23 protein-coding genes are annotated in these 25,493 nt (G+C 69.1%); 6 read left to right on the top strand and 17 right to left on the bottom strand.

Features of this window, described 5'->3' with window-relative positions:
• The 7 genes from QHF85_RS14940 to QHF85_RS14910 form a co-directional block, all read right to left on the bottom strand.
• The coding region (locus QHF85_RS14940) for a biotin/lipoyl-containing protein (protein WP_281327840.1) at positions 1–622 on the bottom strand (622 nt) is incomplete at its 3' end.
• A gap of 27 nt (positions 623–649) precedes the next feature.
• Complete coding sequence (locus QHF85_RS14935) at positions 650–1,636, bottom strand: pyruvate dehydrogenase complex E1 component subunit beta (protein ID WP_281327839.1); 987 nt, start codon at positions 1,634–1,636, stop codon at positions 650–652.
• Positions 1,633–2,613, bottom strand: coding sequence for a pyruvate dehydrogenase (acetyl-transferring) E1 component subunit alpha (pdhA, locus tag QHF85_RS14930; RefSeq protein WP_281327838.1), 981 nt, complete (start codon positions 2,611–2,613; stop codon positions 1,633–1,635). The genes QHF85_RS14935 and pdhA overlap by 4 nt, the downstream gene beginning before the upstream one ends.
• A 79-nt stretch (positions 2,614–2,692) precedes the next feature.
• Entirely contained in the window at positions 2,693–3,190 is a 498-nt protein-coding gene (locus QHF85_RS14925) for a hypothetical protein (RefSeq protein ID WP_281327837.1), read from the bottom strand.
• Entirely contained in the window at positions 3,187–4,470 is a 1,284-nt protein-coding gene (locus tag QHF85_RS14920) for a putative metal-binding motif-containing protein (RefSeq protein WP_281327836.1), read from the bottom strand. The genes QHF85_RS14925 and QHF85_RS14920 overlap by 4 nt, the downstream gene beginning before the upstream one ends.
• A gap of 11 nt (positions 4,471–4,481) precedes the next feature.
• Positions 4,482–5,882, bottom strand: a complete 1,401-nt coding sequence (locus tag QHF85_RS14915) for a serine/threonine-protein kinase (RefSeq protein WP_281327835.1) — start codon at positions 5,880–5,882, stop codon at positions 4,482–4,484.
• Positions 5,883–5,895: 13 nt separating this feature from the next.
• Positions 5,896–6,624, bottom strand: a complete 729-nt coding sequence (locus QHF85_RS14910) for a CPBP family intramembrane glutamic endopeptidase (protein ID WP_281327834.1) — start codon at positions 6,622–6,624, stop codon at positions 5,896–5,898.
• A gap of 24 nt (positions 6,625–6,648) precedes the next feature.
• Here QHF85_RS14910 and QHF85_RS14905 point away from each other — a divergent pair, with 24 nt between their 5' ends.
• A complete protein-coding gene (locus QHF85_RS14905; RefSeq protein WP_281327833.1) occupies positions 6,649–7,374 on the top strand; it encodes a prolipoprotein diacylglyceryl transferase family protein in 726 nt (241 codons plus the stop codon).
• Here QHF85_RS14905 and QHF85_RS14900 read toward each other — a convergent pair.
• From QHF85_RS14900 to QHF85_RS14880, 5 genes are all read right to left on the bottom strand, one after another.
• The gene (locus QHF85_RS14900; RefSeq protein ID WP_281327832.1) at positions 7,352–8,110 is read right to left on the bottom strand and encodes a hypothetical protein; all 759 of its coding nucleotides are present in this window, start codon (positions 8,108–8,110) and stop codon (positions 7,352–7,354) included. The two genes, QHF85_RS14905 and QHF85_RS14900, sit on opposite strands and share 23 nt — an antisense overlap.
• Positions 8,107–9,495, bottom strand: coding sequence for an AAA family ATPase (locus QHF85_RS14895; RefSeq protein ID WP_281327831.1), 1,389 nt, complete (start codon positions 9,493–9,495; stop codon positions 8,107–8,109). The genes QHF85_RS14900 and QHF85_RS14895 overlap by 4 nt, the downstream gene beginning before the upstream one ends.
• Before the next feature lie 104 nt (positions 9,496–9,599).
• Complete coding sequence (locus QHF85_RS14890; RefSeq protein WP_281327830.1) at positions 9,600–9,995, bottom strand: hypothetical protein; 396 nt, start codon at positions 9,993–9,995, stop codon at positions 9,600–9,602.
• 5 nt (positions 9,996–10,000) lie between these two features.
• Positions 10,001–11,074, bottom strand: coding sequence for a hypothetical protein (locus tag QHF85_RS14885; RefSeq protein ID WP_281327829.1), 1,074 nt, complete (start codon positions 11,072–11,074; stop codon positions 10,001–10,003).
• 17 nt (positions 11,075–11,091) lie between these two features.
• Positions 11,092–11,289: a hypothetical protein gene (locus QHF85_RS14880; RefSeq protein WP_281327828.1), complete on the bottom strand. Its 198-nt coding sequence runs from the start codon at positions 11,287–11,289 to the stop codon at positions 11,092–11,094.
• Positions 11,290–11,473: 184 nt separating this feature from the next.
• Here QHF85_RS14880 and QHF85_RS14875 point away from each other — a divergent pair, with 184 nt between their 5' ends.
• The gene (locus tag QHF85_RS14875; RefSeq protein ID WP_281327827.1) at positions 11,474–12,874 is read left to right on the top strand and encodes a serine/threonine-protein kinase; all 1,401 of its coding nucleotides are present in this window, start codon (positions 11,474–11,476) and stop codon (positions 12,872–12,874) included.
• A 1,037-nt stretch (positions 12,875–13,911) separates the two neighbouring features.
• Here QHF85_RS14875 and QHF85_RS14870 read toward each other — a convergent pair.
• Positions 13,912–14,661: a hypothetical protein gene (locus tag QHF85_RS14870; RefSeq protein WP_281327826.1), complete on the bottom strand. Its 750-nt coding sequence runs from the start codon at positions 14,659–14,661 to the stop codon at positions 13,912–13,914.
• Between the two features lie 68 nt (positions 14,662–14,729).
• On the opposite strand from QHF85_RS14870, the gene QHF85_RS14865 reads away from it, so the two are divergent.
• Positions 14,730–15,608 (top strand): hypothetical protein, encoded by an 879-nt coding sequence (locus tag QHF85_RS14865; protein WP_281327825.1) that lies wholly within the window; start codon positions 14,730–14,732, stop codon positions 15,606–15,608.
• Between the two features lie 277 nt (positions 15,609–15,885).
• On the opposite strand, the gene QHF85_RS14860 is transcribed toward QHF85_RS14865, so the two are convergent.
• Entirely contained in the window at positions 15,886–18,126 is a 2,241-nt protein-coding gene (locus tag QHF85_RS14860) for a prolyl oligopeptidase family serine peptidase (RefSeq protein ID WP_281327824.1), read from the bottom strand.
• Between the two features lie 75 nt (positions 18,127–18,201).
• On the opposite strand from QHF85_RS14860, the gene QHF85_RS14855 reads away from it, so the two are divergent.
• Together QHF85_RS14855 and QHF85_RS14850 are read left to right on the top strand one after the other, a co-directional pair.
• Positions 18,202–18,900: a glutathione S-transferase N-terminal domain-containing protein gene (locus QHF85_RS14855; RefSeq protein WP_281327823.1), complete on the top strand. Its 699-nt coding sequence runs from the start codon at positions 18,202–18,204 to the stop codon at positions 18,898–18,900.
• A 61-nt stretch (positions 18,901–18,961) separates the two neighbouring features.
• On the top strand, positions 18,962–20,458 hold the full coding sequence (locus QHF85_RS14850) for a hypothetical protein (RefSeq protein ID WP_281327822.1): 1,497 nt from the start codon (positions 18,962–18,964) through the stop codon (positions 20,456–20,458).
• A 470-nt stretch (positions 20,459–20,928) separates the two neighbouring features.
• Here the strand turns inward: QHF85_RS14850 and QHF85_RS14845 are convergent, their stop codons facing one another.
• Positions 20,929–21,600, bottom strand: coding sequence for a phosphoribosylanthranilate isomerase (locus QHF85_RS14845; protein WP_281327821.1), 672 nt, complete (start codon positions 21,598–21,600; stop codon positions 20,929–20,931).
• Positions 21,601–21,967: 367 nt separating this feature from the next.
• Between QHF85_RS14845 and QHF85_RS14840 the strand changes: the two genes are divergently transcribed.
• A complete protein-coding gene (locus tag QHF85_RS14840; protein WP_281327820.1) occupies positions 21,968–22,780 on the top strand; it encodes a M15 family metallopeptidase in 813 nt (270 codons plus the stop codon).
• 69 nt (positions 22,781–22,849) lie between these two features.
• Here the strand turns inward: QHF85_RS14840 and QHF85_RS14835 are convergent, their stop codons facing one another.
• Positions 22,850–23,410 (bottom strand): hypothetical protein, encoded by a 561-nt coding sequence (locus tag QHF85_RS14835; protein WP_281327819.1) that lies wholly within the window; start codon positions 23,408–23,410, stop codon positions 22,850–22,852.
• A gap of 319 nt (positions 23,411–23,729) precedes the next feature.
• The gene (locus tag QHF85_RS14830) at positions 23,730–25,352 is read right to left on the bottom strand and encodes a PKD domain-containing protein (protein ID WP_281327818.1); all 1,623 of its coding nucleotides are present in this window, start codon (positions 25,350–25,352) and stop codon (positions 23,730–23,732) included.
• Positions 25,353–25,493 lie beyond the last annotated feature (141 nt).

Here is a 25,493-nt window from a genome sequence, read left to right as displayed (position 1 = left end):
CCGGCGCGGCGGCGACGGGCGCCGGAGCGGACGGGGCGGGCGCGGCCGCGGGGGCCGGGGCGGGCGCGGCCTTCGGCAACGTGTCGAGGTCCCGCGCGACGATACGGCCGCCGGGGCCCGAGCCCGTGACGCCGGCGAGGCTCAGGTCCCGCTCCCGGGCGAGCTTGCGGACGTACGGCGAGGCCTTTACCCGGCCCGGCTCGCCCGCGGGAGCGGGAGCGGGAGCGGGAGCGGGAGCGGGAGCGGCTGCGGGAGCGGGAGCGGGCGCGGCTGCGGGGGCAGGCGCAGGCGCAGGCGCAGGCGCGGCCTCGGCCTTCGGGGCCGGAGCCGGGGCAGGCGCTCCGCCGCCGCCCACCTTCGCGACGAGGGCGGCGACGTCCTCGCCCGGCGCGCCGATGATCGCCACGGGTTGTCCGAGGCGAACGACGCTGCCTTCCGGCGTCAGGATCTTGAGGATCGTGCCCTTGTCGAAGGACCGATACTCCATCGTCGCCTTGTCGGTCTCGACCTCGGCGAGCAGATCGTCGACGCCGATCGCATCCCCTTCTTTCTTGTGCCAGACGCTGATCTGTCCCTCCTCCATCGTGGGGGACAGCTTCGGCATATCGAGAACCTTGGCCATGTGACGTCTCCGATCGGCGTGTGACGTTCAGCCCTTCCGGTACAGCACCTCGCGGACCGCGTCGGCGATCCGATCGGGTTGCGGCAGGACGTACTGCTCGAGCTTCGCGTTGTACGGCATGGGTACGTCGCGGAACGTGACGCGCAGGATCGGCGCGTCGAGCTCGTCGAAGGCGAGGCGCTGGATGCGGTCGACGACCTCGCCGCCGACGCCGCCATACGGCCAGCCCTCGTACGTGAGCACCGCGCGGTGCGTCTTCTGCACCGTGCGCACGAGCGCCTCCTCGTCGAGCGGGCGAAGCGACCTGAGGTCCACGACCTCCGCGTCGATGCCCTCCTTTTCGAGCTGCGCCGCGGCCTCGAGCGCCAGGTGCACCGGGCGCCCGTACGCGATGATCGAGACGTCCTTGCCCTCGCGCGCGACGCGCGCCTGGCCCATCGGCACGACGAAATCCGGATCGTCCGGGACCTCGCCCTTCACGTTGTAGAGCGTCTCGCTCTCCATGAAGAGCACCGGATCGTCATCGCGGATCGCCGCCTTGAGCAGGCCCTTCGCGTCGGCGGGCGTCGCGGGCGCGAGCACCTTCAAGCCGGGGACGTGCGCGTAAAAATGCTCCATCGCGTGCGAGTGCTGCGAGCCCACCTGCCGCGCCGAGCCGTTCGGCGCGCGCAGCACGATGGGCACGTGGAGCTGGCCGCCCGACATCTGCCGGATCTTCGCCGCGTTGTTCAGGATCTGATCGAACGCGACGGCGGAGAAGTTCCACGTCATGTACTCGACGATCGGCCTGAGGCCGACCATGGCCGCGCCGATCGAGATGCCCGTGAAGCCGCTCTCCGTGATCGGGGCGTCGATCACGCGCTTCGGGCCGAAGCGCTCGAGCATGCCCTCGCTCACCTTGTACGCGCCCTGGTACGCGCCGACCTCCTCGCCGATGAGGTAGACGCGCTCGTCGCGCTCCATTTCCTCGATCATGGCGGCGCGAACCGCCTCCCTGTAGCGCATGACGCTCATCGCGCGAATGCTCCCTTGTAGGTGGTCGCCTCGAGCAGCTCGGGCCCCGGCTCGGGGCTCTCGTCGGCGAAACGAACGGCGTCCTCGATCTCGGCTTCGATCTCGGCCTCGATCTTCTGCAGCGCCGCCTGATGACCTTTCTCTTCGAGCTCGGCGCGCGAGACCATGAGCGGGTCCTTGCGCTTGCGCTCCTCGAGCTCGTCGGGCGTGCGGTACTTGCCCGGATCGCTCATCGAGTGGCCGCGGAACCGGTAGGTGCGCACCTCGACCAGCGTCGGCTCGCTCGTCGTCCGCGCGCGGTCGATCGCCTCGCCGATGCGGTCGTGCACCTCGAGCACGTGGTTCGCGAAGAACCGATCGCGCGCCATGCCGTAGCCCACCGCCTTCAGCGAGACGTCCTCGACCGAGAGCGTGCGCGAGAGCGACGTGCCCATCGCGTACTCGTTGTTCTCGACCACGATCACGATCGGCAGCTTCCAGAGCGCCGCGAGCGACATGCCCTCGTGGAAGTCGCCGATGCTCACCGCGCCCTCGCCGAGGAAGACGATCGCGACGCGCCCGTCCTGCCGGTACTTCGAGGCGAACGCGGTGCCGACGGCGAGCGGGACGTGGCCGCCCACGATGCCGTAGCCGCCGAGCATGTTGTGCTCGACGTCGAAGAAGTGCATCGAGCCGCCGAGGCCCTTCGAGCAGCCCGTCACCTTGCCGAAGAGCTCGGCCATGGCGGCGCGCGAGGTCGTCCCGCGCGCGAGGGCGAGGCCGTGATCACGGTACGTCGTGATCGCGTAGTCCGTCGGCTGGAGCGCAGCGACGGCGCCTACGGCCACCGGTTCCTGGCCGATGTAGAGGTGGAGGAAGCCACCGATCTTGCCCTGCGCGTACGCGCGCGCCGCTTCCTCCTCGAAGCGGCGGATCTGGAACATCTTCCGATACAGGGCGAGGTGGAGCTCGTCGGAATGCTTTCGCGTCGTCGTCATGAGGTGATCGCGGCCTCCCGCCACGCGAGCGTGTCCTCCGCTGGCGTGATTCTGTCAAGTCCTGGATTTCCAGTCTGCATCATCCGCACGTTTCTCCGCAGCTCGTTCGGATGCAGCCGGCCAGGGATTCGAGCGCGGAGACGGCCTCGGTCGTCGCCTCCATCGGACAGGCCTCGACGGCGCATCCGTCGAAGTCCTCGGTCGGCGAGAGACAGCCCGCCGCCCGCGCGCAATCCCAGAGCGCGTCGCACGGCGTTCCCTCGTCGCACGCGATCGCCGCCGCGCAACACTGGTCGTATACGCAGGCGTCGCACGCGGTCGCGCCCATGCTCGGCGTACACGTCGAGCCGCCGCCCGCACCGCCTTCGCCGCCTTGGCCCCCCGCGCCGCCTTCGCCGCCTTCGCCGCCCATGCCGCCCGGGCCGCCTGCGCCGCCTTGACCTTCCGTGCCGCTCGCGCCGGGGAAGAGCGGGCCCTCTTCCTCGGAGCCGCAGCCGAAGGGCAGGGCGGCCACGAGGGCCGCGGAGAGACAGATCCACGTCGCCTTGCGCATCACACGCCTCGCTTCGGGTTTCATCGCGCCTTCCTCGCCCTTCGCGAGAGCAGCGCACCAAGCGCCGCAAAGAGCCCGAGGCCCGCGAGCGCGAACCCTCCCTGGGCCCGAGGCGCGAGCGAGCAGCCGCCGCGGTACTCGACGGTCTCGGGCGCCGCGGGCGCGCCGCCGTCGGTCGTGCCGGCGTCGGGGTTCACCTCCGAGCCGCACTTGCCCGCCTGGCAGATCAGGCCCTGCGCGCAGTCGGTCTCGCCCTCGTCCTTCTCGCCGTTGCAGTTGTCGTCCACGTTGTTGCAGAGCTCGGGCAGCCCCGGCGCGACGTCCTTGTTCGTGTCGTCGCAGTCGGTCTCGCCGCAGAGGACCGACTGCACGCCGTCGCCGTCGTAGTCGGGGCACACGACGTTCTGATCGTCGAACTCGTTCGTCCCCTGATCCCCCACGCCCGTCGAGCAACCCGCGGGCGGCGGACCGCCGTTCACGTCGATGACGCCCACCGGCGGCGCCGACACGGTGCTCGCGTGGATGCGCACGATGCCGCCGCCGCCCGCGCCGCCGACGCCCGCCGTGCCGACCCCGCCCGCGGCGCCCTTCGCCTCGATCTTCGCCTTCGGCAGCCAGTCGATGATGTACGCGTCGAGGATGACGTGGCCGCCCGCGCCGCCGCCCGCGCCGATGTTGGCGAGCACGTTGCCGGGCGCGCCGTTCGCCGCGATCTTCCCGTTGATCTCGATGCGCGCGGCCTCGAGCCAGACGCCGCCGCCGCCGTTGCCGCCGCTCGCGCCCATGCCGGGCGTCGCGCTGCCCGAGCCGCCCGCGCTGCCGAGGTCGAGCATCGAGGGCGTGCCGTACGGCGAGCCGCCGAGGCCAAACGGTCCGCCGCACGTGGGCGCCTGGCTCGTGCCGTCACCGCCGCCGCCGAAGTAGGCGCCGCCGCCGCCCGCGCTGCTCCCGTTCACCTGACCGCCGCCCATGCCCTCGCCGGGCAGGCCCGCCTTGCCCGGGTGACCCGAGCCCGTGGCGTCGATCATGGCGTCGGACTCGATGATGATGCGGTTGGCGCGGATGTGCAGGCGCCCCGTCGAGGGCCCCGTGCCCTTCGCGAGCACGCGCAGCACGGCGCCGCTCTTGATGGTCAGGATGTTGAAGTCGTTCGTGACGTCGCCCGGGAGCGTCGCCGGCTGGCCCGTGTTCTCGATGGTGAGCGAATTCGCGGCCTCGGCGCGGTTCGCGGCGCAGAGCAAGAGGGCGGCGGGGACGATGGCTCGAGCGAGAGAAGCAAGCGTACGGCGTGGGCGCATGTTCATGGCGAAGGCCTCTACGGTTTGGCCGGCGCGGGTGCGGCCTGGGAGGCGGCCGGCGCCGGGGACGAAGGAAGGGCGGACGGCGTGCTCGTGGGGCTCGCGGACGGCGCGCTCGTCGGCGACGCGGAGGGCGCGGCCTGCCCGGAAGGCGCGGGCGCGCTCGCGTCGAGGCCCGCGTCCGCCTCGCTCGCGGGCCCCGCGTCGGCCTCCGGAGGATCGTCCGTCGCCGAGCTCGAAGGCTCGACGCGCGGGCGCGAGGTGCGCGGCTGCGGGGTGGACGACGTTGCGCGAGGTTTGTCGGCGGAGGCGGGCGGCGGGACGTCGGCCGAAGTGCTCGCCGAGGGCACGGCGCGCGCGTCGCGCGGTTCGCCGTCGTGCAGCGCCAAGCGCACGAGCAGCGTGGCCGTCACGGCGACGACGGCCATGCCGATCAGCACTTGCCCGCGCTTGCGCTCGGACGGCAGCGCCTCCGGCGCGACGTGCTGCGGCTCGTGGTGGATGGACGCGGCCATCACGCGGCCGGGCGCGCTCGGCGCGGTCGCGCGGGGCGGGGGCGTCTCCACGGCGGGCGCGAGCGCCTCGGCGAGGGCCTCGCCGAACGCCGCGCAGCTCTCGAAGCGATCGTGCGGGGCCTTGGCCATCGCCACGGCGAAGACGTCGTCCACGGCGGCGGGCAGGCCGCGGCGCGCGGCGAAGCGGTTCGGCGGATCCCGGGAGATCCGCGCCGCGACCTCGACGGCGTCGTCCCCGGGGAACGCGCGCTCGCCGCAGATCGCCTCGTACAGCGACGCGGCGAGGGAGAACTGATCACTCGCCGGGGAGAAATTCTTTCCGCCGAACGTCTCGGGCGCGCTGTAGGCGGGTGTGCCCATGAGGCCGCCTGCGTGCGTGAGCGTCGAGTCGGGGATCTTCGCGATGCCGAAGTCGGCGATCTTCCCGCCGGTGCGCGAGAGGATGATGTTCTCGGGCTTGATGTCGCGGTGGAGGATGCCCTCGCCGTGCGCGAACGTGAGGGCGCTCCCGAGCTCGCGCGCGAGCCGCGCTGCCTCGCCGGCCGGCATCTGGCCGGCCTTCAAGCGTTGCTTGAGCGTCGGCCCTTCGACGTACTCGAACACGAGGTAGAGCCCGAGCCGCCCGTCCTCGCCCATGTCGTGCAGCGTGACGAGGTTCGGGTGCGCGACGCGCGCGGCGGCGCGGGCCTCGTGTCGCATGCGGGCGAGCAGCCCCTCCCGCACGTCGCGCGGGATCAGGAGATCGTCGCGCAAGAGCTTCACCGCGACGTCGCGGCCGAGCACGGGATCGTGGGCGCAGAGCACGCGGCCCATCGCGCCTTCGCCGACGAGGCGCAGGACCTCGTAACGCCCGATGATCCTGGGCAGCTCGAGATCGGGCTGGGAGGCTTGGGGCTCGGGCACGCGTTCGACGGTTTTAGCCGCCAGAGGCGAGCGAGGGAAGGGCGGATACGCTTCGAGCGACGAACAGATCGAGGCTCGCGGCGAGGGTCCAGTGAAGCAGGAAGGGCCCGAGCATCGAGCGACCCCGGAAGGCGAGGGCGCCGAAGACGAGGCCCCCCGGGACGGTCAGGAGGACCTCCAGAGCGGGCTTGCCCACGTGAACCAGGGTGAACGGCAACAGATGCAGCGCGACGGCGGCCGGCCCGCCGAGGTCGCGCGCGAGGCCGACGACGAGCAGGCCCCGGAAGAAGAACTCCCAGGCGAAGAACGCGGCGCCCCACATCCCGATCCACCCGATCCACCCGAAGATCCCGGAGATCCCCGCGGTGTGGGCCCGGTAATGCGCGGCGACCCCGGGCGCACGCGAGAGGATCGCGGCGCCGATCACCACGAGGGGCAAGAGCCCGAGCGTGACCTTCCCCCAGCGCCGCGCGTCGCCCGTCCCGAGCCCGAGGTCGCGCGGTTTTTGCCCGAGCCCGATCCTGGCGAGGACGAGCGGCGCGGCGAGCAGCAGCACCACGTGGGCCAGGACCCAGCCGAGGTGTCGTTGCATCCGCGGATCGACGAGCGACGCGATCGGCCGGACGAGCACGCCGCCGAGCGCCATGCCCTGGAAGCGCAGGAGCGCGAGGAGCGCGCAGGAAACGGCGAAGACGAGGGCCGCGCGCGTGGGCGATCGCGAGCTCGTGCCTTCCTCGCGCATGCCGTGGCATCGTAGCAGCTTCGCGTGATTCCCTGGTTCGAGTTTCCCGCCTTGCCGTTCGGCCTCCAAGCGTTTGGCCTCCTGCTCACGCTCTCGGTGATCGTGAACCACCTCGTCCTCGTGCGGCGCGCGCGCGCGCTCGAGCTCGGCTCGAAGGGGGCGATCGAGGCGCTCGCGATCGGCACGGCGGCGGCGGCGATCGGCGGCGCGTATGGCGTGGGGAAGCTCGTCGGGGGAGGCGGGACGCTCTCGTCGGCGGGCGGTTGTCTCGGCGCGATCGTGGGCCTCGTGGGGATCGCGTGGGCGCTCCGGATGCCCGTGCTCGCCGCGGCAGACGCGGCCACGTACGCCTTCCCGTTCGGATGGATCTTTGCGCGCGCGGCGTGCGCCTTCGCGCATGATCATCCGGGGAAGCTCTCGACGTCGCTCCTCGCCGTGCAGTTCCCGGGCGGCGCGCGCTTCGACCTCGGCTTGCTCGAATGGATGGCGACGCCGCTGCTCGTCGCGATCGTCGTGCTCGCGTCGCGCCGCGCGTCGCGTGCGGGCGTGGTTTCGGGCGTGCTTTCGATTGCCTACGGAGCGCTGCGCTTCGGCCTGGATTTTTTGCGCGCGGAGGATGGGCGCTCTCCGGATCCGCGCTGGCACGGGCTCACGGCGGCGCAGTGGGCTTGTCTCGGCGTGATGATCCCGGTCGGGATCGTCTTGCTGGCGTGGGGGAGGGCGCCGATCAACCGTCGAGCCAGCTCTTGATTTCCGGGTGAGCGGCCAGGGCTTCAAGGCACTCGGGGCTGAGGAAGTCCTCCGCTGCCGTACCCTCCGCGACGCGGAGGATCGCGGCGAAGACACTCACTTGGGGGTACTCGCACAGCGCTTTTTGGGTACCCAGCGCCAGCGATGAATCGCCCCGCGCGCAGGCGTTCGCGTAGCGCACGATCAGTCCGTCGACCGCAGCCCAGGCGATGACACGGCTCCGTTCCAGGGGACCGCGGTGGAGCCCGAATACGGGGATGCTCTTCTCTCCCTTGTCCGTGATGGGTACGAACTTGCCCGTGGGCGTCAGGACGAGGTGGTCCAGCGGATCGTCCTCCGTCGGGTTGATCAAGAGCAGCTCGCCGTGCCTGCGCGGAAAACGGTCCCGCTTGTGGTTGCTGTTGCAGGCGCTGCACGCGAGCAGGTAGTTGGTCCAGTCGAATGCGCGGCACGGAGCCCGGTTCTGCGGCCAAAAGTGCTCGATGTCCGTCCCCTCGTTGCTCTCACAGTACATGCAGCGCTCGACACCGGAAGCCATCCTCTTCAGCGTCGCCCGGATCTCGTCGAACGTCGCTTCGGCCTTCTGTTTCCAGAGTCGTTTGGCCTCGTCTCGGCGGGCCTTTGCCAGCTTGCTCCGCGAGGGCTCCGAGTTGCCAGCCTCCACGATCTTGACGGTTTGTTTCCACAGGACCCGCGTTGCGTGTTCGCTCAGCGGCTCCCTTCGCAGCTTTCTCACCCCGGCTCTCCCAGCTTGCGTAGCGTCTGCTGGACGAGGGCACTCCCCGTCTTCGGCAGCCGCGCCGACAAGCGTTTCATCTCCTCCTTCTCCTCGGGAGTTGCGTGGCCACGCATCATTTTGGCCTGGAGCTTCGCCACACGGCTGCGCAGTGCCTCGGCCTCATCCGAGTGGGTCCGCTCGAGGCCGAACAACGCCGTCATGACCGCGTCGTCGACGTCGCCGTTGACCACCGTGTCGTACAGATCCTCGGACACGTGCTCCACACGTTCCCCGGAGCCAGGCACGGGCAAGCGGATGAGGCCCTTCGGATCGGCCGCCTGGCAGACGAAGGGGCTGTGCGTTGTGACGATGAACTGCACGTTCGGGAAGTGCTCCTTGAGCCAGAACCCGATTCGCTGCTGCCACGAGACGTGGAGGTGAGCGTCCACCTCGTCGATAAGGACGATCCCTTCATAGGGGATCTGGACGCGTTCCTTGCCGTCCTTGGCCGTCCTACGCTCGACGTCGAACCTCCTCTCGAAAAGCCCCGGAAACGTCCTGTACATTTGCCGAACGATGTCCAGGACCAGGGCAATGGCTGCGCGGTAGCCATCGCTCAAGCTTCGCAGGGGTCGTTCGACCTCGCCCTGCTCGACGAGGAGGCCACGTTGCATGTCGAGGCCGATGACGCGCACACCGTCGGGTAGGAGCCCATCGTTGAGCAGCGCCAGGACATCGTCGTAGAGCTCGGCTTGCTTGCGGGCCTGTATCTCTAGCTTCGGCGCCTCGTCGGGGGCTGCTCGTCGGGCCCGGTCCTCGAGTTCCAGCCGGACCGCGCGTACGTCCTTGAGCCAGTGAATCGACTCGGCGAGCGTGACGTCCTCGTCGAACAAGCTTTCGAGTCGAGCTTCCGACAACGGTTTCGGAGGTTGGTAGTTGTCCCGAAACCCGATCCGCCTGAACGGGCCGTAGGCAGCGGTGAAGCATCCCCATGACACCGGGTGCCAGGGGCCAATGTCCAGCAGATGGCGATCCTCATCCGATGCAACGGCATGCATCGATGGTTCTGGACCTTGCTGTGAACGTTGCCACCGCAGGCCCCCGGTGACATCGACGATGTCGTCATCGCCGAGATCGTTCGTCACCGGGTAGTCGAGCTGCACTTCGGTGTTAGCGCTCTCCGCCCCGAGCTTGAGCCAATCGTCGAAGCCCCTCTGTAGGCTCCTCGCGACCTCCGGCCCCGCCACCGCGAGCGCGATCGCCTTGAGCAACGTGGACTTCCCGGTCCCGTTCCTCCCTGCGAGCACCGTCCAACCAGCCAGCGAGCCGTCAGACCGCGTCAGATCCAACTCGACCCGGTCGAAGCAGCGGATGTTCTCGATGAGGATCTTCCGGATGTACATCTGCTTCGGTCACTTCATGGGCTCAGGCAAGCTCGGTTGCTAGCAACATCGCGCCCTTGAGCTGGTGTCAACCCCCGTCTCGGCGCCGAGGGCTTCCAGCACCGTCAAGGCCACCCCGTCGCCGCCCGCAGCGCTTGTCCGAGGAGCGAGCTCACCGCGTTCGCCACGAGCGCCCACCCGAACGCCCTCCGCGCCGTGATCCCCGCCTTCCAGAAGTACGCCGCCTCCACGGCCACGGCGAACCCCTCCGCGAGGACCCCGTACCCGAGGTAGTAGCCGAGCTGCCCCAGCACGAACCGCGGCTCGGCGCGGATCGCTGCCACGTACAGCGATCGCCACACGGTCGGCAGAACGAACCACACGATCGGATGCGTGATGGCGCTCGCGCCGAACGCGACGAGCGGGCGCACGCCGAGGGCGCGCCTGTAGATCGGCACCTCGATCACCTGCGTCAGGACGAACGCCACGCCGTACCGGGCGATCGCCTCGCCGGCCTGCATGCTCGTCAGGCGGCGGCCTCGGGCGGCGACCAGGCGCGGCGGCCCTCGGCCCAGAGCAGCGCGCCCGCGGCGAGCTCGAGGTGGCCGTGGAAGAACGCGAGCCGCAGGTAACCGTCACGCGCGGCGCCCGGACCAAAGAACGCCCAGACGATGAGCGCGAGCGCGCCGATCGCCGACAGCCAAAGGATCAAGCCGCCGATGTCCCCCGCGAGCGCGCGGAAGCTCTGCCGGTACGAGCGCGGCGTCTTGCTCGGCCTGTCGTCCTCGGGCATGAGCCGCAGCCAGACGATGTAGTGCGTCGCCTGCGCGAACGCGTAGAGCACGACGAGCCGCTCGGCGAGCGGGCCCGTGGGCTTGGGGCTCAAGCTCCACGAGAGGTAGCGCATCCCGAGCCCGGTCCAGGGCGCCTCGGCGCCGCGGCTCCACGCGAGCAAGGGCTCCGCAGCGCCGACGAGCAGCAGCGCCGTACCCGCCGCGAAGAGCGCGATCGGCACGAGGTGCAGGCGCGTCTTACGCGGCCGCCAGGCCCACCAGATGACGACGGCGACGAGGTTGTGCAGGTGCGCGAACGCGAGATCGGCGAGCCACCCCGCGCGCTGCGCCGCCGCGAACAGCGCGCCCACCACGCCGAGCCCGAGGAGCCTGCGCGACCACGAGGCGCGCGCCACGCAGAGCGCGAGCGCCGCGCCGACGAGGCCCCCGCGCACGCCGAAGCCGAGGCCCGCGCCGAGGATGCCCACGCCGATCGCCGCGAGCACGAGCGGCCGCCGATGCAGGCCCGGCCGCGCCACGAGATACCGCACGTCCGCGATCACGTGCGGGATGCCCCAGACGAGCGGGCCAAGCACGAGCATCACGACGGGGAACGACGCGGTGAGGAAAAACGCGGTGACGATGAGGACCGATCCGAGGACGGAGACACGCCGCTCGCGATCGGTGAGCAGCGAGCGCGACAGGAACGGGCCGAGCAAGCGCAGGCCGAGGCGGCGCAGATGATCGAGGCCCGCGAGCGGGGCGTCGAGCGGCGGCGCCGCGATCGCAGCGACCGAGCCAAACCACCTGTGAAGCCGCCCTTCCATGCGCCTCGGCGTGCCCCTCAGATCGCGCGCGCGCCTTGCTGGATCGGGAGCGCCGGCCGCTCGCTCATGGCCCCGTCCTCGCCAGCGTCGGCCGGCTTGGGCGGATCCGGCGGAGGCCCATCGTTGCCCAGGCACATGTCACGCGCGCCGAACCCAGCGCCCACGAGCGCGAAGAAACTCAGGCGAGACGCCATCCGAAGCAAAGAAGCTTTCATCGAGAACCCCTCCGCGGGCCAAGCAAAGAGCGGTGCGCAGGCCCAGGCTGCACCCTCTCCGCTTATAGACGATTTCTGGGGTGGTGAGAGCATCTCCCAGCGACGAACCGATGCTCGGGGCGGGTTGTTCTAGGCTGGCGCAAGCGCTCGGCGTAACCTTTTCGCTCGCGAGCCCGAAACGTCCATGAAAGCCGGCGCCAGGATCGGCGGAAAATACCGCCTCGTGCGCCCCCTCGGAGAGGGGGGGATGGGCGTCGTGTGGGCCGCGCTCAACGAGCTGACCGAGCGCGAGGTCGCGCTGAAGCTCCTCCGCGGCGTCGACACCTCCGAGGACGCGCGCCTCAGGCTCCTGCGCGAGGCACGCGCCTGCGGCCGCATCGTCCACCGCAACGTGGTCGAGATCTACGACGTCGGACAAACCGACGCAGGCGATCCCTTCCTGGTGATGGAGATGCTGAGCGGCGAGACCGTGGCCGAGAAGCTCGTACGCGAGCGCAAGCTCGCCGCAGCCGTCGCACTACGCATCGCCGCCGAGACCGCGCGAGGCCTCAAAGCCGCGCACGCCGCGCGCGTGATGCACCGCGACCTGAAGCCCTCGAACCTGTTCCTCCACGAGGAGCCCGGCGCCGAAGCCCCCGTGCTCAAGATCCTCGACTTCGGCGTCAGCAAGACGCTGCAACAAGGCGCAGATTTCACCGCCACCGGCAAGACGATGGGCTCACCCGCCTACATGAGCCCGGAGCAAGTGCGCGGGCTCAAGACGGTCGATCACCGGACCGATCTCTGGTCCGTGGGCGTGGTCCTCGCCGAGATGCTGAGCGGTCGCCGCGTGTTCCAAGGTCTCACCCCCTACGGCGCCGCCGCCGAGGTGCTCTCCGGCCGCATCCGCAGTCTGTCAGACCTGATGCCCGACGCCGACGCGCGCATCGCCGCCGTCGTCGACCGCTGTCTCCAGCGCGACGTCGAGAAGCGCTTCCGCACCGCCGACGAGCTCATCGAAGCCCTGAACCCGCTGCTCGGCGACGACCGCCCCGGCCTCACGCCCGCAGCCGCCATCAAGGCAAAACCTACCTCGATCGCACCCGCGCCACCCCCCTTGCCCGTGATCACCGGGGCGGACAGCAGCGCCGACGAGGTGACGCCCACCGACTTCGCACCGCCGCCGATGATGGACGACACCTCGGCCTACGCAGTGCCCCTCGACATGCGGGACACCGTGCGCCCCGCGCCGATCAGCATGCCGCCCTCCGGCGCACACGGCCTACCCGTCTTCGGCCGCGACTCCGCACCGCCCGACGAGCAAGACGTGACGCACGCCGATCCACTCCCAGCCGGCCTCGTCGCAGCCGCCGAGGACGAGGCCGCCGCCTCCCCCTCCGCAACACCCCCCGTCGTGCTCTGGGACGACTACGTCCGCAAGAAGGCCGAGGTCACAGACGCATCCCTCGCCGCCATCTCCGACGGTACGCCCCAAGGCGCCGTGCTCGCAGAAGCCACACCGAAGGGGCGAGGAGCCGCATACGCCGTCGCCGGTCTCGTGCTCGTCGCGCTCGCGGTGTTCGCCGTGATGATGCTGTCGCGGTAGGTCTTCGTTGCGGCTCCAAGCATCGGCGCCTGTCGAGGGCGTCGCGCTGGGGCTTTGCCCCAGGCCCCAGCAGGGGTTGTCCACCCCTGCACCCGGACCAGCGCAAGCGCTGGACTCGGGGTCGATGAACTGCGCGATGCGCAGTTCATCGAACGGGCCAGGTCAAGACCGCAACCGACCCTGCCAACCAAGACAGCAGCGCTGACGGTTCAACTGGCGAGGCGGTACCACCGGCCTGTGGGAAGAACTGCGCAGCGCGCAGTTCTTCCCCCTGAGGTCCAGGGCTGGCCCTGGTTCGGGTCGAGGGGCGAACAGCCCCCGCGGGGTCCGGGGCAGCGCCCCGGCGCGACGCCCCCGCGAGCAACCCCCTGCTAGCCAGCGCAGCCGGGGCACCGTTGGCGGACGAGGTCTTCGGCTTTGCGGACGCGGTCCTTTGCGTTTGCGCATCGCTCGTGGTCTTCGCCGCTGAGGTCGCAGAGGTGCGTGGCGGCGCGGTCCATCGATTGGAGGGCGCGGCATGCGGTCATGCAGGGGTCGTCGGATACGGGCGAGGCTTCGTCGCCGGCGAGTGACGAGCGCTCGGCGCGCTTTGCCTCGGCTTCGGGCCTTGCGTCCTGCGCGGGACCGCTGGCTGTGGGGGCGGAGGGCGGGGTGGGCGGTGCGGCGAAGGTGGGGGCTGGTTGGGCTTGGGTTGCTGTTCCGCTTGGCTGCTGCGCCAGCGCTTGCAGGGGACGCGTTGGGGCGAGGCCGAGGGCGAGTTGGACCTGGCGTTCGGCTTGATCGAGGGCGGCGGCTGGGTCTTCGGGGGGGGCTCCGGTGGTTGCGCCTCCGTCTTGGGGGGAGGGCATGCTGCCGCCGCAGCCGAAGGCGAGGAGGGGTGCGGCGATCGAGGCCAGGGCGAGGGCGACAATCCGCGTGGCGCGGCGGGGCTTGCGTTTCATGCGGTCTCCACGGTGGGACGTTCGGCGCGCTGGATCTGGCTCATTGGCGTGGTTGGCCTCGGCGGGTCAACGCGCGGGCCCTCTGCACCTTACAGGTCAGAGTGCGCTTTTGGCGCCGGCCTCGTGCATTTCGAGCAGCTCCTTCGTCACGGGCGTGCCGCTGCTCTGCGTTCCCTCGGAACGGACGAACCCGGTGATCGGCACGGCGGGGTGGCGGAAGACGGTCTCCTTCGCCTTCGACGCCTGCCCGATCTGGTCTTGCTCGGCTTCGTACATGAAGCAGCCTTGGAACAGGCCGGCTGTCACCTTTGCGTCTTTGCGCTCGGCTTTCGTGAAATCCGGGGGTGGGGCGAGGATCGCGGCGTAGGCCTCGACGGCCTTGGCGGCGTCGAGGATGGCTTGCGGCTCGGAGGGCTCCTGCACGGGGCCGCTGTCGAGCTTCGTGCGCAGCTTGCGGACGGCGTTCTTGTCGAAGCCTTTGCTTGCTGCGTTGTCCACGAGGAACTGGGAGATCGACGTCCCGCTCGGCGTGTTCTGCTCGATCTCGTACCAGAACGCCTCGCCTTCCTTGCCCACGATGCGCACGAAGACCTGTGACGGCGGCGCGCCTTTGGGCTCCACGGCGATCCGGATCCACTGGCCCACGGCGAGGGGCTTCAGCGTGAAGGCTTCGGCGGCTGGGTACTCCTTTGCGGCCTTCTTCTCGCGAGGTTTCGTCGTCGAGGCCTTGGCTTCGGGGGCTGCCGAGGCTTCTGGCGCGGGCTCTTTCCCCTCTGGTTTGCTCTGGCAACCGAGGGCGACGAGCGCGACGAGCAGCGTCATTCGGCGCATCGAGACGGGCGTCATCGGGAGGAAGGAAGCACGACGGCGAAGGAAATGGCAAGCGAGACGGGCCTACGATAGGCTCGCGCGTCATGTCCTCGTCGCCGCAACAAGTCGTGATTCTCCCTGCGGAGGAGAAGCTCGAAGAGCTCTGGGCCCGTGTGCGCTCTGATCCGTACCCCGAGGGCGAGCTCCCCACGAGTGTCCCGGGCCCTTGGGGGCGACGCAAGCTCTTCAGCAATGCGTTCAACCGCGGATCGTTCGAGATTCTCGGCGACGAGCTGCCCCCGGATCGGCCGAAGCTCGTGCACACGTATGGCACGTGCGCGCGCGTGACCTTGAAGATCACCGCGTCGCACCCGTACACGGGGATCTTCGAGGAGGGCAGCCCTGCGCTGCTCCGGTTCTCGGATGCGAAGGGCGGGGGCAGCTTCATGCCCTCGATCGCGCTGAAGTTCATGATCATGGGGTACGCGTCGCGGAACCTGCTCGCGCTTCCGAACGACTATCGCGCGAAGAACGATCTGCGTTGCTTCTCGAGCGCGTTTTGCAACGCGACCGTGCCGGCGAAGGAGTTTGATTCGAAGCTCGTGCAGGGCGCGTTCCAGAGGACGGCCGAGGCGCTCGGCGGCACGCGTCTTTATGGGGTGTACCTGCCGCTGCACCACATCGCCGGCATCTCCACGGACGGCACGCCCGTGCCGAAGCCCGTCGTGCCCGATCGTGTCGAGTTCCACCCGACGGAAGAGGCAAAACGCGCCTGCCCGGACGGGTTGGATTTCCGGCTCTCGCTCGCGCGCGTGCCCGCCGGGATCAAGCTCTTCGATGTGCACGTCGCGGCGAAGATCGACGAGCCGACGCAGCCCATGGGCGAGCTTTGGCTCGACACGCCGTTCGTCGCCTCGCGGTTCGGGGATGAACGACTGTTCTTTGCGCACGACGTTGGACCGACGACGCCTGTGCCGCACTGAGCCCGCTCCCTCGCCGTCGAGACCCCCGTCCTGATCCGACCCGGCCACCCGCCTCGCCGTCGAGACCCCCGCCCTGATCCGACCTCGCCGCCTGCCTCGCCGGCGAGACCCCCGCCCTGATCCGACCTCGCCGCCTGCCTCGCCGGCGAGACCCCGGCCCTGATCGGACCTGCCCCGGGCCTCGCCGACCACGCCCCGCTGCTGGTCCGATCTCCTCGGGGGCCTCGCCGTCGAGGCCCTCGGGTGAACGTACGCTGTGCCGAGATGTAGGCGTACGTCAGCCGGGAGGCGTCATCCCGAGCTGCCAGAAGAGGAACGAATACACGTCCGTTGCCTCCTCGATCTTCTTCGAGATGGGCTTGCCCGCGCCGTGCCCGGCCTTCCCCTCGACGCGCAGCAGAATGGGGTTGTCCCCGCCCGCCTCCGCCTGGAGCAGCGCCGCCATTTTGCGCGCATGCAGCGGATCCACGCGGCTGTCGCCCTCCGCCGTCGCGAAGAGCACGGCAGGGTAGGGCGCGCCGGGCTTCACGTTGTGATAAGGCGAATATGCCCGCAGCCACTCGAATTGTGTCGGGTCCTCGGCCGAGCCGTATTCGGGGATCCAGAGCTTCGCGATCAAGAACTTGTGGTAGCGGATCATGTCGAGCAGCGGCACCGCGCACACCGCCGCGCGAAAGAGATCCGGACGCTGCGTGATCGCCGCGCCGACGAGCAGTCCGCCGTTCGAGCCGCCCATCACCGCGAGCCGATCCGAGGACGTCACCCGATCGGAAGCGAGCTTCTCGGCGACCGCATAGAGGTCGTCGAACACGTTTTGCTTCGCCTCGAGCATCCCCGCGCGGTGCCACGCCTCGCCGTATTCGCCGCCGCCGCGCAGGTTCGCCACCGCGAGCACGCCGCCCTGCTCCAGCATCACGTACCGCGATCCCGCGAACGCCGGCATCTGCGCGATGTTGAACCCGCCATAGCCCGTCAGCACCGCCGGCGCCTTGCCGTTCCGTGCCACGCCCTTCTTGTGCACGAGGAAGTACGGCACCATCGTCCCGTCCTTCGATCGCGCCTTCTCCTGCGTCACGACGAACTCGGACGCGTCCACGGGCGGCTTGATCTCCGCCCACGTGCTCACCTTCTCCGTCGCCAGATCGAAGCGCAGCACCGCCGCCGGCACGGCGAACGAGGTGAAGCCGACGAACGCCTCGTGGCCGTCCCACTCGCCGCTCACGCCGCCCGTCGTGCCGATCGTCGGCAGCATGATCTCGCCCTTCGGCTCGCCCGCGGCCGAGAAGCGCTTCACGACCGAGTGCGCGTCGACGATGTACGTCGCGAAGATCTGCCCGCCGATCGAGGTCGCCGCCTGCAAGACGTCCTTCGTCGCCGGCAAGATCTTCTTCCAGTGCTCGCGCGCAGGCTTCTGCGGGTCGACGCGATAAAGCTCGTACGTCGGCGCGCCGTCGTTCGTCCGGACGAGCAGGAAGTCGTCGTAGACGTCGACGTCGTAGATCGCGTCGCCCTTCGGCGTCGCGAGCGGCACGAACGTGGCCTTCGGCCCGGCCTTGCGATCGAAGAGGTACGCCTCGACCCGGCTCCAGCCCATATGCACGCTCGCCAGGAGCCAGCGGCCGTTCGGCGAGATCGCGACGCTCGGCGAGTCCGTCATCGCGCGGCCCTCGCCGAAGACGAGCGGGTCCTGCTCCCACGAGCGACCAAGCGCGTGGAGGTAGACCTTGCGGTGGTAGTGCTCTTCGCCCGCGGGCACGTCGCCCTTCTTCGGGAAGCGCGTGTAATAAAACGATTTCCCGTCGGGCAGCCAAGCGACGGAGGCGTACCGCGCGCGCGGGATGACCTCGGTCTCGGGCAGGTTCTTCCCGGTCTCCACGTCCATCACGTAGAGCGTGCTTTGCTCGTCGCCGCCCGAAGAGAGCCCATACGCGAGCTTCTTCCCGTCCTCGGACGGCACCCAGAAGTCGAGCGAGACGAGCCCGTCCTTGCCGAGCGTGTTCGGGTCGACGAGCTTGCGATCCGCGCCGTCCACGCCGTCGCGCACGTAGAGCACCGGCTGATCCTCGGACGGCGCCTGGCGCGTGGAGAAGTAGCGGCCTTTGCCCTTCTTCGACGCGTAGACCGCGGGCGTGCCGACGGACCCGATCCGCAAGAGCGACTCGATGCGGCGCGCGAGCGCAGCACGGCCGGGCTGCGAGGAGAGGGCCTTCGCCGTGCGCTCGTTCTGCGCGGCTTGCCAGGCCTTCACCTCGTCGCTGTCGCTGTCCTCGAGCCAGCGGTAGGGATCATGGATCTCCTTGCCGTGCAGCGTCTCGACGACGTCCTCGCGCCGCGTGGGCACGGGCGGCTCGCGGCGAGCAGGCGCAGGCGCGGACGCGGCGCTCGTCGTGGGCGCGAGCGGGGCCGCAGGGGCGATCGGGTGGGGTTCGGCGGGCGGAGGGGGGTTTCCTGAGCAGGCCATGGACACGAGCAGGGAGGGCAGGAGCAGGAGGGTCTTCAGGCGTTCTGCGGAGCGCACAGCGCTCGCAGCTTTACCCGCGCGCGCGCCCTCGGCACTTCAATTCTGTCCCGGGATCACGTAACCAGGAGGACCATGAATCGAACCCTCGACGTCGCGACCTCGCTCGCCGCCACCCTGGCGCGTCTCGCCGGAGGCTTGCGTTCCGGACACCTCGGCGAGCGTCCCGACAAGCTGATCGAGCTCTACGAGTACGAGGCCTGCCCGTACTGCCGCAAGGTGCGCGAGGCCCTCAGCATCCTCGACCTCGAGGCGATGATCTACCCGTGCCCGCGCGGCGGGAGCCGCTTTCGTACGATCGTGAAGGAGCGCGGCGGCAAGCTGCAGTTCCCGTACCTCGTCGATCCGAACACGGGCGCCGCGATGTACGAGTCGAACGACATCATCGCGTACCTCTTCCGCGTCTACGGCGACGGCGAGGTGCCGATCGGGTTGCGGCTCGGGCCGATCACGAACGCGACGTCGATGCTGGCGTCGGCGTGGCGGCCAGGGTTCGGCGGGTTCGCGCGCCCCTCGCGCGCGCCGGAAAAACCGCTCGAGCTCTGGAGCTTCGAGCCCTCGCCGTTCTGCCGCATCACGCGCGAGGTGCTCTCCAGCCTGGAGATCCCGTACCGGCTGCACAACGTGGCGAAGGGCAGCCCGAGCCGCCAGGCGTTCATCGCGCGGTCGGGCAAGATGCAGGTGCCCTTCCTGTACGATCCGAACACGGGCGCAGAGATGTTCGAGTCGGCAGACATCGCAGACTACCTGCGGAGGACCTACGAAATCCGCTGACGAAGCCGAGAAGCCGCGCGCCGCGGAGCCCCCGATCGGGCCGAAGTCGACGCTCTACCTCGTGATCTCGTACCGGCACCCGGACGGGCTCGCAGGCACGTTCGACCTCGAGGACTACGAGAAGAAGCTGCTCGCGCGCGGCGATTTCAAGCCAAAGAAGATCGACGATCCCGCGCTCCTGCCGCACCTGAACATCCACGTGCGCGACGGGCGATTGCTGCGCGCCTACGAGCCGACGGGCAAGCTCGCGAACCTCTTCGACCCGCGCGCGACATGGCTCTTCGAGCGCGCGCCCAAGAGGGCAAAGCCCGAAGCCGAGGCAGGCAAACCCGACGCAGACAAACCAGACAAGCCCGAGAAACCCGACGTCGCGCCCGCGTCGAAGGAGCCACGCAAGGACAAGAACGGCGGGATGCCGTGCAAGATCACGACGCCGCCGCGGCTCTTCGTGATCGAGACGGGCTACGTGTTCGTCGTGCTCGGCATCAAGCCGACGACGCCCACGCTGACGTCGTTCCAGGACCTCTACGCCGCCGTGGTGCGTCGCGGCATGACGCACCTCCTGCCCGAGAACATGCCGCGCAAGAAGGCAGGCAAGGAAGGCGAGATGAAGCCACACCCGCTCGTCGCGATGGGCGAGGAGGGCGCCATCGAGGACACGACGATCCGGCACTGGCTGAAGCTGTTCATCCCAGAGGTGATGCTCGACGCGCCGATCGGGAGCTGGCCAAACCCGATGAGCGTGAACGTGCTCTACACGGAGGGCCTACCCGACGCAGCAGCGCGGCACCGGCTGCGGCTCGCACACGGCAGCGATCAGCCGATCGACCCCTCCGCATCCGACTGTCGCATCGAAGGACACCCAGCGATGTGGGAGCCCTCGGCGCGCGAGCTCTGCGTGTTCTCCCCGGTCGGCGTGACCTGGATGATCTGGCCCATCGACGCGAAGGGTCTGCTCTCGCAGTTCGAGTCCACGATGCTGGAGCGCTACATCTACAAGTGGGTGCTCATCGAGCACGAGCGGCTCTTCCTGCTGGAGCTGTCGTCGTCATGCGCGAGCATGTCGAACCGGCCCGACGGCCGCATCTTCGGGCGTCTACGTCTCGCGCTGTTGCAGTACACGGCAAAGTTCAGCTTCGGCCACATCAGCTCGGAGGAGCGGCACGACCGCTTCTACTGCGGCCTGCGCAACGCCCTCGACGTCGGCGGTCTCTTCGAAGAAGTAAAAGGCGAGATCACCGAGATCGACGAGTACCTCTCAGACAAACGAGCCGATCTCTTGAACCAGGTCCTCGCATTCTTGACCCTCGTCCTGACGCCCGTCGGGCTCGTGATCGGGATCTTCGAGCGAGACACGCTGCCCTCGTTCAACTTCGCATGGCACGACCTCGTCGGGAGCGAAGCATGGGCAACCTGGAGCAAGCTCCTGTTCCACGTGCCCCTGTGGCTGACCGTGCTCTCCGCCGTCATCGGCTTCGTCCTGTTCACACGCCTGCTCGGCATGAACACGGTGCGCGGGCTCGTACAACGGATCAAAAATCCAGGCGCAGACGACTAGCGGGAGGCGTGGTGTCATCGGGTGGCGTCGCGCCGGGGCGCTGCCCCGGACCCCGCGGGGGCTGTTCGCCCCTCGACCCGAACCAGGGCCAGCCCTGGACCTTTGTGGGAAGAACTGCGCGATGCGCAGTTCTTCCCACAGGCCGGTGGTACCGCGTCGCCAGCTGAGCCGTCAGCGCTGCTGTCTTCGTTGGCAGGATCGTCGCCGGTCTTGACCTGGCGTGTTCGAAGAACTGCGCGATGCGCAGTTCTTCCCACAGGCCGGTGGTACCGCGTTGCCCGTTGAACCGTCAGCGCTGCTGTCTCGGTTGGCAGGATCGTCGCTGGTCTTGACCTGGCTGTTCGATGAACTGCGCATCGCGCAGTTCATCGACCCCGAGTCCAGCGCTTGCGCTGGTCCGGGTGCAGGGGCGGACAGCCCCGCTGGGGCCTGGGGCAAAGCCCCAGCGAGACGCCTCAGCTCAGCTCAGCTCAGCCTGCGCGTAATGCTGCGAAGAAACCTTCGAGCTTGGCGGGATCGAGGTTGCCGTCGGTGCGCACGCCGTTGCAGAGGTCTACGCCGAAGGGGCGGACGGTGCGGATTGCGGAGGCGAGGTTGTCGGAGCGGAGACCGCCTGCGAGGTAGACGGGGAGGCGTACGCGCTCGCGGAGACGCGCGCTGATCTGCCAATCGTGCGTGCGGCCTGTTCCGCCGAGCTCTTTCACGGGCAGGTTGGGGTTGCCTGAGTCGAGCAGGACGGCGTCGACCTTTCCTTCGAGGCTGATGGCTTCTTCGATCGCTTCTTCGCCCATCACGTGGACGGCTTGCACGATGCCGATGCCGGGCATCGCGGTGCGTAGCTCCTCGTAGGTGCCTGAGAGGAGTCGATCGAGGATTTGGACGACGCTCGTGCGGCAGCGTTTTTGCTGCTCGATGATGGCGCTTGCGTCTTGGTGGCTCGTGAGGAGGAAGGTGGCGACGCCGGGGGGGACGCGTGTTGCGATGGCTGTGATCTCCTCCTCGGTGATCGCGCCGGGGCCGCTTGGGACGGGGCCGACGAGACCGAGGGCGGAGGCGCCTGCGTGAATGGCCATCCATGCCTCGTCTTCCGAGGCGATGCAGCAGATCTTCACGCGCGGGAACGGCAAGGGCAGGTGGCGCATCGCGAAATTGCGGGCCTTCCTTGCCCGCCGGCTCACCTCTACGCGGAAGAGCTGCCCGTGTGAAGTTTTTTTTACGAACCCCGCCCACGCGCGCGATTGCACCGGCGTTGATGCGCGGGCGGGAACGTGGATCGTTTTTCCACCTGGGGCCTCGTCGATCCACCCTATTTCGGTGCCATTCGAGACGATTTGACGACAAAGGGCTGGGGGCGCGTCCGGCACGCCGTGTGCTGGAGGGGATGGCATGGACGCTCGCCCCACCCAATTCCGTGTTCTCGCCTTCGCTGCTGCTCTTGTTGCCACGCCCGTGTTTGCGGGCTGCATTGCCGAGGCTCCTCCCGAGGAGCTCTCTGGCGAGGGGGAGGGGGTGGAAACCCCCGAGCCGACCGATACCAACGACGAGGCCGTGTCCGGCAGCACTGTCTCGCAGGCGGCTGCGTCGAGCTGCGCGACGTCGAGCGTGAAGGGGCTCTCGCTCCAGATCATCGAGGAGGCGCGGTGCTTGAACCCCGACGCGTACGTGGCGATCACGAAGACCTCGAACGTGACGTTTGGCAGCTCGGTGTTCGCTTATCTGGAGAAGCCTGCGCGGGATCGGCTCGTGGCGGCGCTCAAGGAGAACCCGGGCAAATCGATGACGATCAACTCGGCGCTCCGGACGGTGGCGCAGCAATACATGCTGTACAACTGGTACCAGAATGGCCGCTGCGGGATCAGCCTCGCCGCGAAGCCCGGCGCCAGCAATCACGAGACGGGCCTCGCGCTCGACGTGAGCCAGTACAGCACGTGGAAGACCATCCTGACGAACAAGGGCTTCAAGTGGCTCGGGTCGAGCGACGCGGTGCATTTCGATTACGCGGGCTCGGGCGCGGTGAGCTACAAGGGCCTCGACGTCAAGGCGTTCCAGCGGCTGTGGAACCGCAACAACCCCGGCGATACGATCTCGGTCGACGGCGCGTGGGGCCCGCAGACGGAGGCGCGCATGAAGAAGTCGCCCGCGGGTGGCTTCGCGAAGGGCGCGACGTGCGGCTCGGCGATCATGTACGACGGGGCCGACGACGCGGCCGAGGCATTCTCGCGTGATCCGAACGATCCGGAGTTCTTCGTGCCGCTGCCGATCGACGCGGTCGAGGCGCAGCCGGAGCTCGAGCACGAGGCCTGCTCGGACCACGCGCACTGATTCGCGCGGAGGGGCATCCATGAAAAGGGGCGCGGGAGGGATTCCCGCGCCCTTTTTCATTTTGGGGAATCAGGTCGGGAGCTTACTGCCGCCCTGACCGACGTCACCGCCGGGGACCTGCGCGCTCCCGCCCTTGCTCGGGGCGTCATTGGGGCAATCGTGCTTCGGCGGAGGCGGCGGCGGAGGCTCCTGCGCCGGCGGCTCCTGCACGGGCGGCTCCTGCACCGGAGGCTCCTGCACGGGCGGCTCCTGCACGGGCGGCTCCACCACCACCGGAGGCGGCTCCACCGGAGGCGGCGGCGGCTCCACCGGAGGCGGAGGCGGCGGCGGCTCCACCGGAGGCGGCGGCGGCGTCACGATTGGCTCGCAGATTTCGACGCAAGGCCCGCCGTACGCGCCACATTCGAGACAACGCAGCCCGTCCACGCAGGACGCGTCGGGGATGCATTGCGCTCCGGGCGTCACGGCCGCCTCGCCTGCCTCGCCCGCAATGGGCGTCCCGCGGGCCTCGCCCACCTCTTCGCTCGAGCTGCGCAGCGCCTCGTCGTCGAGCGAATCATCCTCGCAGCCAACGGCCATCATCGCCAAGCTGCCCAAGATCACGCGCACCACGTTCCATCGCTTCGTCATGATGGACCTCCCTCAGCCCTGCTCCCGGCGGACGGCGCCGTCCGAGGAGCGCACACCTCGCCCTCGGTACCGGCACCGTCCGCCGTTCACGGTTTTGCTCCCCACCGTGCGCGCCTTGGGGCGACGCCTCGGTGAGAAGCCTTGGGACCAGTGTAGCGGGAGGTGGGATATGGGCAAGGCGAGGAGTGGGGAGGCGCGTGGAACGAGGCGTTTCGACGGAGACAACCATTTCGTAATCGGCGTGTTGCGCCAGGAACGGCGTGGACCGTCCATGAATGCGGTTCGCCCCTGACGATTTCGGTGGGGGGCCGGGCTCTCGTCAGTACAGCCCGAGCTTCGCTTTGCCGAGCGAGGTCGTGCCCCAGGTCTGCGCGCCGCGCGCGTGATCGACCATCACGTTGCGATTCAGCTCGCCGGTCGGCGGGGTGGCGCCGAGCGTGGTGGGAGGATCGTACGAGAGGTAAACGTAGCTCTGGGGTTTGGCCGTGTTGTAGTTCTCGTAGGCCGTGGAGCTGTCGGTGTTCGACTTGGCGGCGACGACCGCCGCGGTCGTGCTCGTCGTCCACGTCTTGTTCGGAACCGAGCCGGTGGAGCGGTTCGGGCCGAAGCGATTGCCATTGACGTACAGGGTGATGTGCTGGCTCGAGGTCCCGCCGCCGACGTTGATCGGCAAGACGGCGCCGTCGACGAAGTTGCTCTCGATGCGCAGCCCGGACGTCGCGCACGCGTTGCGCGTGACCATGATCGCCGCGTTGAGGTTCGGATCGTTCGTGAGATCGAGGGTATTGCCGAGCAGCTCGACCCCGAATTGTTTTCCCGCCGCCGGCAGGCTGCACTCGACCTGGATCGCGTCGGAGTGCGTCGAATCCCCATCGGTGCGGTCACTGTCGACCAGGTAGAACTGCAAGTCGTGGATCCACGAGCGCTCGATGATGACGTTGGTATGGTTGCCGCCGCCTGCGTGGATCTGCATTCCGTCGACGGGGCCGTCGATCTCCGAGCGGAGCATGTGCAGGCGGGAGGCTTCGAGCCCCAGGCCGTGATGGAAGGACGCGTTGATGTTCGCGCCGCGGCGGACGGCTTCCGGCACGCGGATTTCGATGTCCTCCAGAATGAGGCCCGTCGTCGCGGCGTCGTTGCCCTTGAGGACCCGGCGGCCGACGTCCACGCCGGTGGGAGGCGCGTTATCGGGCGCCTCCGGGATGCTGACGGCTTCGATCACGGAGCGGCGAATCGTGACGTTCGGCGCGCGCACGTTCACATAACCCCGCACGCGGAGCCGATCGAGGACGAACTGGCCGCCTTCGAGGTAGGCGTGCGCGGCGGGGAGCGTGACGGTATTTCCATTCCAGGTCAGCTTGTAGGTATCGCCGCTTTTCGTGATGACCACGGTCTCTTCGGCGGTGGTCGGCGTGTTCGCGCTCGACTTGTTGGCCTTCTCGAGGTCGAGCAGATGCAACCGGTCGGCGACGATGTCGGGCACGCCGGTCGTCGCGGCGTTCGGCGTGTAGTCGCCGGGGTTTCGCTGGGCGACGGTGACGGTCCGCGTCGCGGAGGCGGATGCTCCGCTCGACGTCGTGACGGTCAACGTGATCGTGTACGTCCCCGCCGCGGCGTAGCGATGCGGCGGCGGCGTGATCCCCGTCGCGGTCCCGCCGTCGCCGAAGTTCCACGCGTAGGTCTGGATGGCTCCGGCGCTGTGGGTCGAGCCCGCGTCGTCCACCGAGACGGTGAGATCGCGCGGATCGGTCTCGAACACGACATTCGTCGATAGCAGCTGGTTCGTTGCGCCGCCGCCTCCGGCCATCGTATCGGGGCCTAAATCGCTCGTGCCGCCGCTCCCGCCTGCGCCGAGATCCTCACCCGCGGCGCCCCCGTCCAGGCAGCCGACAGGCCCAAGCATACCGATGACGAACAGGACACCCAGTTTGTCGACACGCATTCGTCCTCCCAAGGTAAGACGGCCGCCGACGCAGCGGCCGTGGCCAAGGAGTAGACCAGTGAAAATGGCTCCGCGATAGGCAAATAGGATTGTGGGTCGCGCGTGGGGCTCGTACGAAATGTCGATCTCGACGAAATTGCT

This window comes from Polyangium sp. 6x1 (genome assembly GCF_029946515.1).
In the GTDB taxonomy this organism is placed as follows: Bacteria; Myxococcota_A; Polyangia; order Polyangiales; family Polyangiaceae; genus Polyangium.
This window is presented reverse-complemented; position numbering and strand designations above follow the sequence as displayed.

Coding starts and splice junctions, on each gene's coding strand:
- QHF85_RS14870 (WP_281327826.1), bottom strand. CDS start 14,661: ATGACGCCCGTCTCGATGCGCCGAATGACGCTGCTCGTCGCGCTCGTC.
- QHF85_RS14890 (WP_281327830.1), bottom strand. CDS start 9,995: ATGCAGGCCGGCGAGGCGATCGCCCGGTACGGCGTGGCGTTCGTCCTG.
- QHF85_RS14865 (WP_281327825.1), top strand. CDS start 14,730: ATGTCCTCGTCGCCGCAACAAGTCGTGATTCTCCCTGCGGAGGAGAAG.
- QHF85_RS14885 (WP_281327829.1), bottom strand. CDS start 11,074: ATGGAAGGGCGGCTTCACAGGTGGTTTGGCTCGGTCGCTGCGATCGCG.
- QHF85_RS14895 (WP_281327831.1), bottom strand. CDS start 9,495: ATGTACATCCGGAAGATCCTCATCGAGAACATCCGCTGCTTCGACCGG.
- QHF85_RS14845 (WP_281327821.1), bottom strand. CDS start 21,600: ATGCGCCACCTGCCCTTGCCGTTCCCGCGCGTGAAGATCTGCTGCATC.
- QHF85_RS14925 (WP_281327837.1), bottom strand. CDS start 3,190: ATGAAACCCGAAGCGAGGCGTGTGATGCGCAAGGCGACGTGGATCTGT.
- QHF85_RS14935 (WP_281327839.1), bottom strand. CDS start 1,636: ATGAGCGTCATGCGCTACAGGGAGGCGGTTCGCGCCGCCATGATCGAG.
- QHF85_RS14875 (WP_281327827.1), top strand. CDS start 11,474: ATGAAAGCCGGCGCCAGGATCGGCGGAAAATACCGCCTCGTGCGCCCC.
- QHF85_RS14855 (WP_281327823.1), top strand. CDS start 18,202: ATGAATCGAACCCTCGACGTCGCGACCTCGCTCGCCGCCACCCTGGCG.
- QHF85_RS14830 (WP_281327818.1), bottom strand. CDS start 25,352: ATGCGTGTCGACAAACTGGGTGTCCTGTTCGTCATCGGTATGCTTGGG.
- QHF85_RS14835 (WP_281327819.1), bottom strand. CDS start 23,410: ATGACGAAGCGATGGAACGTGGTGCGCGTGATCTTGGGCAGCTTGGCG.
- QHF85_RS14910 (WP_281327834.1), bottom strand. CDS start 6,624: ATGCGCGAGGAAGGCACGAGCTCGCGATCGCCCACGCGCGCGGCCCTC.
- QHF85_RS14880 (WP_281327828.1), bottom strand. CDS start 11,289: ATGAAAGCTTCTTTGCTTCGGATGGCGTCTCGCCTGAGTTTCTTCGCG.
- pdhA (WP_281327838.1), bottom strand. CDS start 2,613: ATGACGACGACGCGAAAGCATTCCGACGAGCTCCACCTCGCCCTGTAT.
- QHF85_RS14920 (WP_281327836.1), bottom strand. CDS start 4,470: ATGAACATGCGCCCACGCCGTACGCTTGCTTCTCTCGCTCGAGCCATC.